Source organism: Nocardia carnea, from assembly GCF_029868855.1.
GTDB classification, from domain to species: domain Bacteria; phylum Actinomycetota; class Actinomycetes; order Mycobacteriales; family Mycobacteriaceae; genus Nocardia; species Nocardia carnea_A.
Map to the genome: position 1 here is coordinate 1 of NZ_JARWOV010000042.1, position 13437 is coordinate 13437.

Genomic DNA, 13437 nt, shown 5'->3' on the forward strand with positions numbered 1-13437 from the left:
CCCCCGCCTCGTCCCCCGGGCCGACCCCCGGACCTCGGCGGCGACCCGCCACCCGGCAGAGGCCCCGCTCGGCCGCCCACGGAAGGCCGGGCGGCCGTGCCCCCGCCCACACCGGCACACGATGCTTCCCGGCCGCCGAACGGTCGGCGTCCCGCGCCGGTCGCGGAGCCCGAGCCCACAACCGCGCTGTCCCAGCCTCCGGACACAGCGGCCGCCGCCCCGCGCCCAGATGCCGGCCGGGCTTCGAAACGCGCCCGGCAATCACGCAGCACACTCGGCCGCCGCAACAAAGCCGCTGCGGCCGGGGTCGATATGAACGCCACCGATGTGCTGCCGCCTCTCGACGATGACGACGGAACGCGTATCGGGGGACGAACCGACACGGGCGGCTGGCCCACCTCGGGACCGGCCGGACCCGAAACAGTCGGTAAGACGAAGCCGCGGTCGGCCGCCCGGTCGCGGCGGGAGAAGCGGATGCGCCTGGCGGCACGCGCGGGCGTCGCGTTCCTCTCCGTGCTGGCCTTGCTGATCACCGGTGGCGGCTGGAGCTACCTGCGCGCCACGGGTAACAGCTTCACCCAGGTCTCGGCGCTGGCCGAGAACGAAGACGATGTGATCGACGCGCAGGCTCAGCTCGGTGACGAGAACTATCTGATCGTCGGTACCGATACCCGTGCCGGCGACAACGCCGAGGTCGGTGCCGGCACCGTGGAGGATGCCGAGGGTGCGCGCGCCGACACCACCATGCTGGTGCACATCCCGAAGAACCGGCAGCGGGTCGTGATCGTGTCCTTCCCTCGCGACCTGGACGTCACCCGCCCCGAATGCAACGGCTGGGACAACGAGAAGCCCGGCTACACCGAGGATGTGTACCCCTCGGCGATGAACGACAAGCTCAACGCCGTATACGCGCGGGGTGGTCCCCGCTGCCTGCTGTCCACCATCCAGCGATTGACCGGCAGCACGATCAACCACTTCATCGGTATCGACTTCGCCGGCTTCGAGCAGATGGTCGACAAGGTCAACGGTGTCGAGGTGTGCGTGAGCAAACCCCTCATCGACGACACGCTCGGCACGATCATCCCGGAAGCGGGCCGTCATCGGATCGATGGGAAAACCGCGCTCAACTACGTCCGCGCCCGGCATGTCTACGGGGAAGAGCGCAGCGACTACGACCGGATCAACCGGCAGCAGACGTTCCTGGCTTCACTGTTGCGCGGCGCCTTGTCGAGCAAGATGCTGCTGGATCCTGGGCGGCTGAACGGATTCGTCCAGGCTTTCTCCAAGGCGACGTTTGTCGATCAGGTCGAACCGAACGACTTGCTGATGCTGGGCAAATCGCTGCAGGACCTGGATTCCGGGGCGGTGACCTTCTTGACCGTTCCCACCGCGGGTACCACCTCCTACGGCAACGAGATCCCCCGCACCTCCGATATCCAGGCCATCTTCCAGGCGATCCGGGACGATCAGCCGCTGCCGGGCGAGAAGACCGCACCGGCGCCGCCCCCGACCTCCGAGGCTCCGGTGCCGCCGTCGCTCACCGCGGTCGATCCCAGCACCCTGTCGCTTCTGGTATCCAACGGCTCGGGAATCGCGGGCCTGGCGAGTTCCACCGCGAGCGAGATGGCCAACGTCGGTTTCAACATCTACAACTACGGCAATTACACCGAAGGGAACGCGACCGAGACGAAAGTCCGTTACTCCGCCGGTCACGAGGCCGAGGCGGCCACGGTGGCCAGCGCGATTCCCGGGGCGACCATGCAGCTCGACGAGTCCCTCGGCAGCATTGTCGAACTCGTTCTGGGCGAGGACTACCAGCAGATCGTGAACGAACCTGCCTTGGTCGGCAGCCCGATCACCGATGTGGCGGCCGCCGGCACGGGGCCGGTGGAACTGCCCAGTGACCTCGAGCATGTGAACGCGGGCGATGATCCCTGCGCCATCCAGTGACCACCGGGGCAGCCCGTCTACCGGGTTGTTCACCCCGTGTTGGTGACGTGGACAGTGCGGCGAACTAGTCTTCTGTTTCATGCGTGTCATCTACAACGAGCAAATGGCCGATCTCGCCCACCTGCTGGGCGAGATGGCCGGGCTTGCCGGTTCGGCCATGGATCGCGCCACGCAGGCTCTGCTCCAGGCCGACCTGCCGCTGGCCGAGCAGGTCATCAGCGAAGGTGATCGAATCGCCGAGATGATCGCCGACGCGGAGGAGAAGTCCTTCGCGCTGCTCGCCCTGCAGGCCCCGGTCGCCGGCGATCTCCGGCAGGTGGTCAGTGCGATCCAGATCGTCAACGACGTCAACCGGATGGGTACGCTCGCCCTGCATGTGGCCAAGGTGGCCCGCCGCCGGCATCCCAACCACGCCCTGCCCGAGGCGGTGAACGGGTATTTCGCCGAAATGGGCCGGATCGCGGTCAGTATGGGCCAGGGCGCCAAGGAAGTACTGGAATCCCGCGACCCCGAACGCGCGGCGCAGCTGAACCAGGACGACGAGGCGATGGACGATCTGCATCGCCACCTGTTCACCCTGCTGATGGACCGGGAATGGAAGTACGGGGTGGCGCCGGCTGTCGATGTCACCCTGCTCGGGCGCTACTACGAGCGGTTCGCCGACCACGCGGTGGAGATCGGCCGCCGGGTCATCTTCCTGGTGACGGGCGAACTGCCCCCGGACACCGACACCGAGAGCTGAGCCACGCCTGCCCACGAACGATGGACTGTGGCCCGAGAGTTTCTCGGGCCACAGTTTTTTCTGCGGGTCCGGGCCGATGCGGGAGTCGTGGCCACCCCGTACAGAAACGACGATCTCCGCAACACCCAGATCTTCCGGGCGTTGCGGAGATCGCTGAAACCCGGCGTGGTACCGGGCGGGCCGATCATTGGAGTCGGGTTACGTGCCGACTGATTGCCAGTTGTCGACAGCGTAGATTTCGACGGTAGCCGGTATCGCTATCCGACTACGATCCATTCGTACCGGCCCTGGCCATGCGAGTAGCACAGCCACTTCGTCGTGCCCTCATGGTGGGTGTTGCCAACGGTATGCTCGTTACACGGGCCTGTCGGCGCAGCTCCAGCCTGCGGTGCCAGCAAGGTCGCGGCCAAGATCGTGGCCACACCGAGCAATCCACTGGTGAGCAATCGTACTGCCATCACGAATCCTCTTTCACTCGAACAAATTTCGCAGAGGTCGTGTCATTTTTCTCCCCCCCGCCTCACACAGATTATCGAAAGAGGTTGGAAGAAACAATAACTCGTCTCGACTACGTGAGGCCGGGCAGTGCAGCGGACGCTGCGGGCTGGTGGCTACACGAGGGATTCCGGCCTGTACGTCGCAGACAGAGAAGCCCGCGGGAATCGTTCCCCCGGGCTTCTCGATCGTCGGTGCCGCCGGTGGTGGCTCAGCCGAAGCGACCCGAGATGTAGTCCTCGGTGGCCTTCTCGCCCGGATTGGAGAAGATCTTCTCCGTATCGTCGATCTCGACCAGCCGGCCCGGCTTTCCCTGGGCTTCCAGGTTGAAGAAACCGGTCTTGTCACTCACCCGCGCCGCCTGCTGCATGTTGTGGGTGACGATGACAATCGTGTATTCCTTCTTCAATTCGGTGATCAGGTCCTCGATCGCCAGGGTGGAGATCGGGTCCAGGGCCGAACAGGGCTCGTCCATCAGCAGTACGTCCGGGGACACTGCGATGGCGCGGGCAATACACAGACGCTGCTGCTGACCGCCGGACAGCCCGCCACCGGGCTTGTCCAGCCGGTCCTTGACCTCGTTCCACAGGTTCGCGCCGCGCAGCGAGCGTTCCGCGACCTCGTCCAGTTCGGCCTTGTTGCGCACGCCCTGGAGTTTGAGACCGGCCACCACATTGTCGCGAATGGACATGGTGGGGAACGGGTTCGGCCGCTGGAACACCATGCCGATGGTGCGGCGTACGCCGACCGGATCCACCTGGGAGGCGTAGATATCCTCCCCGTCGAGCATGACCGCACCCGAAACGCTGGCGTTCGGGGTCACCTCGTGCATCCGGTTCAGCGACCGCAGCACGGTGGATTTACCGCATCCGGAAGGGCCGATGAAGGCGGTCACGCTGCGCGGCAAGACGTTCAGCGAGACATCCGCGACGGCATGGAATTTGCCGTAGAAGATGTTCAGGTCTTTGATATCGATGCGCTTGGCCATCTATTTTTCCGTTTCCGCCTTATCGGTTCCGCATCAGGAACTTGTTGACACCCGCGGCCGCCAGGTACAGCAGTGCGATCAGCAGGATGAGCGTGAGCGCCGCACCCCATACGCGCTGGCGTCCCGCGTCTTCCGCGTTCGCCAGTTCCTGGTAGATCAGCAGCGGCAGCGAGGCCATATTGCCGTCGAAGATATTCATATTGATCGACTTGCTGTAGCCGACCAGCACCAGCACCGGCGCGGTCTCACCCATGACACGGGCCAGCGCGAGCAGGATGCCGGATATCATGCCCGGCAGGGCGGTCGGGATGACGATCTTGACGATCGTCTTCCATTTCGGGATACCGAGCGCATAGGAGGCTTCGCGCAGCTCGTCCGGGACGAGCTTCAGCATTTCCTCGGTGTTGCGCACCACCACCGGGAGCATCAGCAGCACCAGCGCCAGGGCGACCGCGAAGGAACTCTGCGGGAAGCCCAGGGTCGCGATCCACAGTGCGAAGACGAACAGCGCGGCGACGATCGAGGGAATACCGGCCAGGATGTCGACCATGAAGGTGGTCACCTTGGCGAAACGGCCGGTGCCGTATTCGATCAGGTAGATCGCGGCCATGATGCCCAGCGGCACGGCGATCACGGCGGCCACCGCCGACTGGACGATGGTGCCGTAGATCGCGTGGTAGACACCGCCACCGGTCTGATCGGGCAGCACGCCCTTCTGCGAGTTCTGCCACCAGTCCAGCGACAGGATCGCCTCGAAACCGTTGGCCACCACCATGCCCAGCACCCAGATCAGTGGGATGAGCGCGATGACGAAGCACAGGGTGAACAGCCCGGTGGCGATATTGTTCTTGACCTTCCGCGCGGTGCTCACATCGCGGAAAGTAGGCGCCTTGATCGGCTGATCGAATTTGGTCATGGTGGCCATCAGCCGTTCACCTTTCCGCCGGCCACGAACCGGGCCAGCGCGTTGACCACGAACGTCAGCACGAAGAGCACGAAGCCCGCCGCGATATAAGCGCCGGTCGGCAGTGGCGCACTGAACTCCGCAGCGGCCGATGCGATCTTGGATGCGAAGGTGAAGCCACCGTCGAACAGCGACCAGCCGCCCGCATCCGCGGAAGTCTTGAGAATGATGAGCACCGCGATGGTCTCACCGAGCGCGCGGCCCAGACCGAGCATGGAACCGGCGATGACACCGCTGCGCCCGTAGGGCAGCACGGTCATCCGCACGACTTCCCATTTGGTGGCACCGAGCGCCTGCGCCGCCTCGATATGCGCGGTCGGGGTGAGCGCGAACACTTCCCGGGCGACCGAGGTGATGATCGGCAGGATCATCACCGCCAGCACCACACCGGCGGTGAAGATCGTGCCACCGCCGGCGATCGAGACATTGCCGTCGGCGAACAGGAAGAACCAGCCCAGGTTGTCGTTGAGGAAATGCTGGACCGGTTTCAGGTAGGGCGCCAGCACCAGCAGACCCCACAGGCCATACACGATCGACGGCACCGCGGCCAGCAGATCGGTCAGCATCGAGAATGGGCGGGCCAGTTGTTTCGGTGCGTAGCGGGTGAGGAACAGCGCGATACCGACACCGATCGGCACCGCGATGATGAGCGCGAACGCGGAGCTCAACACCGTCACCATGAACAGGTCACGGATACCGAAGCGGAGGTTGTCCGCATCGCCGGTGTTGAACTCCGTGCTGGTGAAGAAGTTCACCTGGTCAGCCCCGAGCGAAGGCACCGCACGGATGAGCAGGAACAACGCGATCAGCGCGATCGAGCCCACGATGATCGCGGCGGCGGCTACGGCCAGCGATTTGAAAACCAGTTCGGCCCGCCGGCCTTGCCCGCCGCCCTGTGGGCGTAACGGCGGTTTGTTCGGTTCGCTCGACATGGATGCGGTGTCTCCAGCCTTACGCAGGCTCGCCCCGGTGGACGAGCCCGCGGAGGCTACCTCTGGGTTGACTGTCATATTCGCACTATCAGGAGATGGCGTTGATCGCCGTGGTCAGCTTGGTCTTGAACTGCTCCGGGATCGGTACGTAGCCGTTGTCCTCCAGTCCTTCCTGGCCGTTGGTGACTGCTGAGGTGAGGAAGCCCTTCACCGCGGCCGCGACCTCGCCGTCTGCGTACTTGGAGCAGACGATCTCGTAGGTCGGCAGGATGATCGGGTACGAACCGGCCTCGGTGGGCTTGTAGAACGACGAGGTGTCGAGCACCAGGTCGTTGCCCTCGCCCTTGATCTTCACGCCGTCGATCGCCTTACCCGCGGTCGCCGAGGTCAGTTCGACCGGTTCCGGCCCGGCGGAAGTGATGACCCGCACCTGGGAGAGGTTCTGCGCCTTGGCGAAGGACCACTCGTTGTAGGAGATCGAATTCGGGGTGGACTTCACGGCGGCCGAGGTGCCCTCGTTGCCCTTGGCGCCTTCACCGACGCCGCCGTTGAAGACCTTGCCGGCTTCCTTGCCCCAGGCGCCGTCGGAGGCCGCGTCCAGGTAGAGCTGGAAGTTGTCGGTGGTGCCGGACTCGTCCGACCGGTAGATGACCTTGATGGGCTCGGCGGGCAGCTGCGCGTCCGGGTTGAGCGCCTTGATCTCCGGCGCGTCCCAGGTCTTCACGGTGCCGTTGAAGACCTTGGCCATGGTCGGGCCGTCGAGCGCCAGATCGGTGACACCGGCGACGTTGTAGGTGATGGCGATCGGGCCGAACACGGTCGGCAGGTTCCATGCCGGCGATGCGCAGCGTTCAGCGGCCTTCGCCACCTCGCCCTTGGATTCGCTCAGCGGCGAGTCGGAACCGGCGAAATCGGTCTGGCCGCCGAGGAATTCCTTCACACCGGCGCCCGAACCACTCGACGTGTAGTTGAGAGTCTGGCCGTCGCAGTTGGTTTCGTAGGCGGCGGTGAAACGCTCGACGGCGTTCTTCTGCGCCGACGAACCACTGGCCTTGAGAGCTTCCTTGCCACCGCACTGGACCTCGGTGTTGGCATCGACACCGGTCGCGGCGGTGTTGTCGTCGCTGCCACAGGCAGCCAACGGCAGGATCGCGGCGGCGAGAACGCCGACGATGGCGCTGCTGCGCTTGAACTTCACTCCAGTCCTCCGGATACGTCCTACTCGCCCGGTCCCTCACCGGCCCGGGCGGGTCTCATGGTGCGGCCGTTCGCGGGGGAACTCGCACACCAGGCGGCCCACGACCGCCCAGAATCAACCTAGGTCCCGTCGGTAGACAGCCGGACCAGGGTGAGTGAACGGAAAGTGAACACCGGCGGCCTGATGACGCCCGGAATGTGTGATATTTGCCGCCCTGTTACTCGGCACACCCTCGAACGCCGCCGAACGGTCGTGATCGGCGGCCGCCGGACCCAGCCGTAACACGTACGCCGGTTCATATCGCCGGGCCGCCGTTCGCCGAACCCGGACCCTGAATCCCTACTTCGGCGCGAAGGCGTGCTGCGCCGACGGCCTCGCGCTCCCTGGGCCGCGAAGATCGGCACAGCCGTCGTACCGGACCCGCACGCCCGCGCTGTTATCCGCTCCCGGCCGGGACCGTGTACGCGATGTCGATATGCGCCGGACCGAAACCCAGACGACTGTAGGTCCGGACGGCGGCGGTGTTGTCGGCCTCGGTGTACAGCAGCACCTCGCCCAGCCCTGCTTCGCGCAGATGGTGCAGGCCGATCAGGGTGAGCAACCGGCCGAGCCCCCGGCCCTGCGCGGCGGGATCGATACCCACCACATAGACCTCACCGGCCGGTGGATTCTCGTCGTGATGGACCTTGGTCCAGTGGAAACCGAGCAACCGGCGGGAATCGTCCGCGGCAAAGGCCAGGAACAGGCCGGCCGGATCGAACCAGGTTTCGGCGCGTCGTTGCGCCAGTTCGGTTTCGGTCCATCCACCCTGCTCAGGATGCCAATCGAAGGCAGCGTTGTTGACCCGCAGCAGTTCGGCGTCATCGGCCGGGCCGGCGTAGGTACGCACCACGATATCGGCCGGAATCTCCACATCGGGTAGCTGCGGTATTGCCAAGGGCCGCCGCATCTGCCACAGTTCGCGCGCCGCGACCAGACCCAACCGAGCCGCGACCGCCTCCGCCGCGGGCAGTTTCCCGTGCGCCCACACCCGGGCCCCGCCGCCACCGGCGGCGAGCACAGCGGCCACCAATTCCCGGCCGATACCCCGGCCCCGTTGCGTGGGGGCCACCGCGGCCTCCGCCATGGCGGGATGTTCGTCATGTTCCGGAGTGAGACCCGCGTAACCGACCACGGCACCAACACGCAAGGCGAGCAGATGCCGGACCGGCGAATCGCCCCGCAGCGCCAGCAGACCCTGTTCGGAAACAGGCGCCACCCCGTCGGCCGCCGCGACGGCCGCCAACAGGGCACTCACCTCGTCACCGTTGCCGAGCGCACCCTCGACCCAGCGCAATTCGATACCGGGCACAGCTCCCGCGCTCACTGGACCGTGCCGTTGACCGGGGCCATCGAATCATCGTCCGCACCCTCGCGGTCACCGTTGCCGGCGCGGGATTCGGCGGACTCCCCCTTGTTCTGCGACCGGGCCGGCCGCACAGCCTTGTAGCCCACGTTGCGGACCGTGCCGATGAGCGATTCGTATTCGCTGCCCAGCTTCGCCCGCAAGCGCCGCACATGCACATCGACCGTGCGGGTACCGCCGAAGAAGTCGTACCCCCACACCTCCTGCAACAGCTGCGCGCGGGTGAAAACCCGTCCGGCATGTTGCGCGAGGTACTTCAGCAGCTCGAATTCTTTGTAGGTGAGATCGAGCGGGCGACCACGCAACCGCGCGGTGTAGGTGCCCTCGTCGATCACCAGCTCACCCAGGGTGATCTTGCCGGTGTTCTCCGGGCTGGCCGCCCCACCGGTACGGCCGACCAGCAACCGCAGCCGGGCATCGAGCTCGGCCGGCCCGGTACTGGGCAGCAGAATATCGTCGAGACCCCAATCGGCGTTCACCGCGACCAGACCGCCCTCGGTGAGCACGGCCACCACCGGAACGGACGATCCCGTACTGCCGAGCAGCCGGCACAACCCGCGCGCGGCGGCCAGATCGGTTCGGGCATCCACCAGCGCGATATCGGCGGTGCCCGCCTCGAGCAACGATGCCACCTCGGTCGGCGCAGGTCGCACATTGTGCGCGAGCAGCGACAGCGAAGGCAGAACCGAATCGGGGTCCGGGTCGGAAGTCAGCAGGAGCAGCTCCACGGCACTCCTCCCATCTCGTAGCTACGCGAAAGCCAGCTTCGTCGCCGTCGCCACGTTGCTTATCCACAAAGTGTTGGCTGCAAGATTAGCGCGCTGTGTCCCGCCGGCGCCTCCGGCGCCGCGAGCAGCGGGCGTGCGGCGTCCATTAGGGTGCATGACATGCGGAAGCTGATCATCGGACTGCTGTGCCTGGCCGGCCTGGCAGTGGTCGCCGATTTCGGCGCGGCCGCATATTCGGAATACCGAGTATCCCGATCGCTGCGGGTCGGCGCCGAACTCAGTGCCGACCCGGAAGTCACCTTCCACGGGTTCCCGTTCCTGCGGCAGGCACTCGGCGGCCGCTACGACAATATCGAGATCAACGCCGACAGCGTACGCGCCGATATCCCCGGGGAAATCGCCCTCGAGGCCACCCTGCTGGGAATGCGGCTGCCATTCGGCGATCTGGTGGACGGCCGGGTACGCAGCCTGCCGGTGGATCAGGTGGATGTGCGGATGCGGGTCGCCCCCACCGAGCTCGGCCGGCTGTTCGGCATCCCGGACCTCGAAGTGCATTCGCGGCCCGCCGACAAATCCGACGGGACCGGCGGCTCGGGCGGTTCGGGAATGACCACCGCCGGCGCACTGGTACTCACCGGGACGCTGCCGAAGGCCCCGAGCGGCCAGCAGGGTGCCAGCTTCACCGGGGAGCGCGTCAGCGTCGCGGCGGATCTGCTGCTCGACGGTGACCAGGTGCGCATAGTGGCCACCGGCCTGTACTCCGAGGAACTCTCGCCCGTCCCGTCCGAGCCGGTGGTCGACGAGGCCGATATCCCGGCGGTGCTGGCGATGTTCACCCGTACCATCGATACCAAGGAACTCCCATTCGGGATCCGGCCCACCGAGGTCACCGCGCTGGGTGGCCATATCGTGGTGGAGGGCCGGGGCGAAGATGTGACGATCGACCTCAACAGATTGCGGCGACCATGATCGAGATCACCATCCTGGTGGTAATGCTGCTGGCGGGGCTGGCGGTGGGGCTCTACCTGCGCCATCGCGAAGGCGCGGTACGGACGGCCCCGGCCACCCTGGATCGCGACACCGACGCTCGCGACGAACTGCTGGTGGCCGCCGGGGTCACCGGGGGCGGGCCGGCGGTGCTGCATTTCTCGGCCGATTGGTGCGGGCCGTGCGCTGCGGTGCGACGGGTCGTCGCCGATGCCACCGCGGACCTGGCCGATTCCCCGCAGCCGCCGCGGGATATCGAGATCGATATCGACGCGGATCCGGCACTGGCCAGAGCGTTGAACGTGCTCTCGCTGCCGACCACTTTCGTCTTCGACGCCGACGGCCGGGAACGGTTCCGGATCTCCGGGGTGCCGAAGACGAGCGATCTACGGAGTGCTCTGAGCCCGCTGACGGCTGCGCTGTGATTTCGGAGCCGCTCCGCGGCTCGAGGGTGGGGCCCTATTCAACCCCTGGTCTTCACTCCTCCGCTCCTCCGCTGCGCTCCCCCGCTCCGTCGCTCCAGACCAGGGGCGGGCCCCACCCATGAAGGTGACCCATTCGGTGGAACGGGAGTCCGGCAGTGTCGTGTTCACTCGGCGGGTCGGGGTGCCGTTTCGGATCCGCCCGTCTGAAGAGATCCGGTTCCGGGGTGTGCGCACCCGCCTCCGCCGGGCGTGGCCGCGGCGGGGCGAGTAGTCCGGTGAGCCGGAGTCGGCTCGGGCCCGGTCCGAGGTCGGGTGGTTCTCGTAAGGCCCCCTGACCAGGGGATCACCCCCTAGCCATTGGATCCTCGCGGGGATTGGGTAGACTGCCGATGTGCAAACCCACCGCGAGCTGATGCTCACCCGTCGCCGCACAGTCGATCTGTGCCGCCTCGGTGGTTGTTGCTGCCTGTGCCGCTGAGCGGTCGGCTCTTTTCCTGACGCCGACCACGGTTCGTCCGCGCGAGCGATTCATTTCCCCCGGAGAACCGGCCGAATTCCGCCGAACAGTTCGAGCGCAGGAGTTTTGTTCATGCCCCGTATCACCACCTCAGCAAGCGGCCCGGGGACAGCCGCCGGGCAGGTCGATATCCGTGGTCCCCGCTTCGTCGCCTGGATAACCACGGGCGTCCTGGTCGTCGTATTGTTGCTGGCCACCGTCGCCCCACCCGCGGCTGCGGTGGCGATCGCGGTACAGGCGGCCGTTTTCGCGTCGGGCGCGGCACTGGGGCCGCGCCGGCATCCGTACGGCCTGCTCTACGCTCGTCTCGTCGCGCCCCGCCTGGGGCCGGTCACCGAATCCGAACCCACCGCGCCGCTGCGGTTCGCCCAACTGCTCGGCTTCGTATTCGCCGCCGTGAGTCTGCTGGGTTTCCTGCTCGGTGTCCCGGCGGTGGGCGCGCTCTTCGCCGGGTTCGCCCTGTTCGCGTCATTCCTGAACGCCGCGTTCGGTATCTGCCTCGGCTGCAAGATGTACCCGCTGGTCACCCGGCTGGCTCACCGTTCCCTGTCCGAATCTCCCGCACCCAACTGAATCGCTAGTCACCACTGAAAGGAAACAAATGGCTCGCTCCGATGTCCTGGTCTCCGTCGACTGGGCCGAAGAGAATCTCAAGACCCCCGGCGTCGTCTTCGTCGAGGTCGACGAGGACACCTCCGCCTACGAGGGCGGGCACATCGAGGGCGCCGTACGGCTCGATTGGAAGAAGGACCTGCAGGATCAGGTTCGTCGTGACTTCGTGAACCAGGAGCAGTTCTCCGCGCTGCTCTCGGAGCGCGGGATCGCCAACGACGACGAGGTCGTGCTCTACGGCGGTAACAACAACTGGTTCGCCGCGTACGCATACTGGTACTTCAAGCTGTACGGTCACAACAACGTCAAGCTGCTCGACGGCGGCCGCAAGAAGTGGGAGCTCGACGGGCGTCCGCTGTCCCGCGACGAGGTTTCCCGCCCGGCCACCCAGTACAAGGCCGCCGAACCGGACAACTCGATCCGTGCGTTCCGCGACGAGGTCATCGCCGCCATCGGCACCAAGAACCTGGTCGACGTGCGCTCCCCCGACGAGTTCACCGGCAAGATCCTGGCGCCCGCGCACCTGCCGCAGGAGCAGAGCCAGCGGCCCGGCCACATCCCCAGCGCGATCAACGTGCCGTGGAGCAAGGCCGCCAACGAAGACGGCACGTTCAAATCGGACAAGGAACTCGCCGAGCTCTACGGCGAGGCCGGGCTGGACGGCAACAAGGAAACCATCGCCTACTGCCGTATCGGCGAGCGTTCCTCGCATACCTGGTTCGTGCTGCAGGAGCTGCTCGGACACCAGAATGTCAAGAACTACGACGGCAGCTGGACCGAATACGGTTCGCTGGTCGGCGCACCGATCGAGTTGGGAGAGTAACCACCATGTGCGCAGCACCCACCCAAGGTCAGGCCATTCCGGCCGGCGTCGATGTGGAGAAGGAAACAGTTATCACCGGCCGCGTTCTCGGCACCGACGGCGAGCCCGTAGCGGGCGCCTTCGTGCGCCTGCTCGACGGCAACGGTGATTTCACCGCCGAGGTCGTCGCCTCCGGAACCGGTGACTTCCGTTTCTTCGCGGCCCCCGGTGCCTGGACCCTGCGGGCGTTGTCGTCCGCGGGTAACGGCAGCTCCGAGCTGAAGCCCGAAGGACCCGGCATCCACAACGTGGACGTCGCCGTCTCGAAGTAGTACCCAGCAACGAACGGCCCGGGACCGCCTCATTCGAGCCGGTCCCGGGCCGTTGCGCATTCGTCTTGCGGAACCCGTACCACCGGCCGACCCCAGGGCCGCTCACCTGCTGAGTCTCGGCCGAACGGTCGACCGAGCATGCCGAGCGCCCAGCAGAGCCCTGTCGAAGCCATAAATGGTCCGGCCCGCGCCGAACCGCGCAGCCGCGAGTGCAGAAAGCAGGACCTCCGGGGGCCGAAACCCGGGGCGGCCGCGCGGCGGCCGAGAAAGAGAACAGGGGCGGCCGAGGTTAGGTAAAAAAAGATAAACAAAGAAGAAACAAGAGAAAAAAATAGAGGGAACACAGAAAAAAAAAAGAGT

At 66.1% G+C, this 13437-nt stretch carries 13 protein-coding genes; 7 read left to right on the top strand and 6 right to left on the bottom strand.

The window, feature by feature from the left end; translation table 11 throughout:
• Positions 1–312: 312 nt before the first annotated feature.
• Positions 313–1950 carry an LCP family protein gene (locus QH195_RS03445; RefSeq protein WP_280434294.1) on the top strand — a complete coding sequence of 546 codons (1638 nt, stop codon included), beginning with the start codon at positions 313–315 and terminating at the stop codon, positions 1948–1950.
• Positions 1951–2029: 79 nt separating this feature from the next.
• Positions 2030–2692, top strand: coding sequence for a phosphate signaling complex protein PhoU (phoU, locus tag QH195_RS03450; protein ID WP_280421179.1), 663 nt, complete (start codon positions 2030–2032; stop codon positions 2690–2692).
• 706 nt (positions 2693–3398) lie between these two features.
• On the opposite strand, the gene pstB is transcribed toward phoU, so the two are convergent.
• The 6 genes from pstB to QH195_RS03480 form a co-directional block, all read right to left on the bottom strand.
• Positions 3399–4175, bottom strand: coding sequence for a phosphate ABC transporter ATP-binding protein PstB (pstB, locus tag QH195_RS03455; protein ID WP_280422089.1), 777 nt, complete (start codon positions 4173–4175; stop codon positions 3399–3401).
• A gap of 19 nt (positions 4176–4194) precedes the next feature.
• Positions 4195–5100 carry a phosphate ABC transporter permease PstA gene (gene pstA, locus QH195_RS03460; protein ID WP_280422090.1) on the bottom strand — a complete coding sequence of 302 codons (906 nt, stop codon included), beginning with the start codon at positions 5098–5100 and terminating at the stop codon, positions 4195–4197.
• Positions 5100–6071, bottom strand: coding sequence for a phosphate ABC transporter permease subunit PstC (pstC, locus tag QH195_RS03465; protein ID WP_280422098.1), 972 nt, complete (start codon positions 6069–6071; stop codon positions 5100–5102). The genes pstA and pstC overlap by 1 nt, the downstream gene beginning before the upstream one ends.
• A gap of 88 nt (positions 6072–6159) precedes the next feature.
• Entirely contained in the window at positions 6160–7269 is a 1110-nt protein-coding gene (gene pstS, locus QH195_RS03470; protein ID WP_280434295.1) for a phosphate ABC transporter substrate-binding protein PstS, read from the bottom strand.
• A 436-nt stretch (positions 7270–7705) separates the two neighbouring features.
• A complete protein-coding gene (gene mshD, locus QH195_RS03475; protein ID WP_432278368.1) occupies positions 7706–8620 on the bottom strand; it encodes a mycothiol synthase in 915 nt (304 codons plus the stop codon).
• An 11-nt stretch (positions 8621–8631) separates the two neighbouring features.
• Entirely contained in the window at positions 8632–9402 is a 771-nt protein-coding gene (locus QH195_RS03480; protein ID WP_280422092.1) for a winged helix-turn-helix transcriptional regulator, read from the bottom strand.
• A 159-nt stretch (positions 9403–9561) separates the two neighbouring features.
• Between QH195_RS03480 and QH195_RS03485 the strand changes: the two genes are divergently transcribed.
• From QH195_RS03485 to QH195_RS03505, 5 genes are all read left to right on the top strand, one after another.
• Positions 9562–10371 (top strand): LmeA family phospholipid-binding protein, encoded by an 810-nt coding sequence (locus tag QH195_RS03485; protein ID WP_280422093.1) that lies wholly within the window; start codon positions 9562–9564, stop codon positions 10369–10371.
• Complete coding sequence (locus QH195_RS03490; RefSeq protein ID WP_280422094.1) at positions 10368–10814, top strand: thioredoxin family protein; 447 nt, start codon at positions 10368–10370, stop codon at positions 10812–10814. The genes QH195_RS03485 and QH195_RS03490 overlap by 4 nt, the downstream gene beginning before the upstream one ends.
• A 589-nt stretch (positions 10815–11403) precedes the next feature.
• Positions 11404–11904 carry a DUF4395 domain-containing protein gene (locus QH195_RS03495; protein ID WP_280434296.1) on the top strand — a complete coding sequence of 167 codons (501 nt, stop codon included), beginning with the start codon at positions 11404–11406 and terminating at the stop codon, positions 11902–11904.
• A 28-nt stretch (positions 11905–11932) separates the two neighbouring features.
• Positions 11933–12766 carry a sulfurtransferase gene (locus QH195_RS03500; RefSeq protein WP_280422096.1) on the top strand — a complete coding sequence of 278 codons (834 nt, stop codon included), beginning with the start codon at positions 11933–11935 and terminating at the stop codon, positions 12764–12766.
• A gap of 5 nt (positions 12767–12771) precedes the next feature.
• Positions 12772–13077, top strand: a complete 306-nt coding sequence (locus tag QH195_RS03505; protein WP_280422097.1) for a DUF1416 domain-containing protein — start codon at positions 12772–12774, stop codon at positions 13075–13077.
• Positions 13078–13437 lie beyond the last annotated feature (360 nt).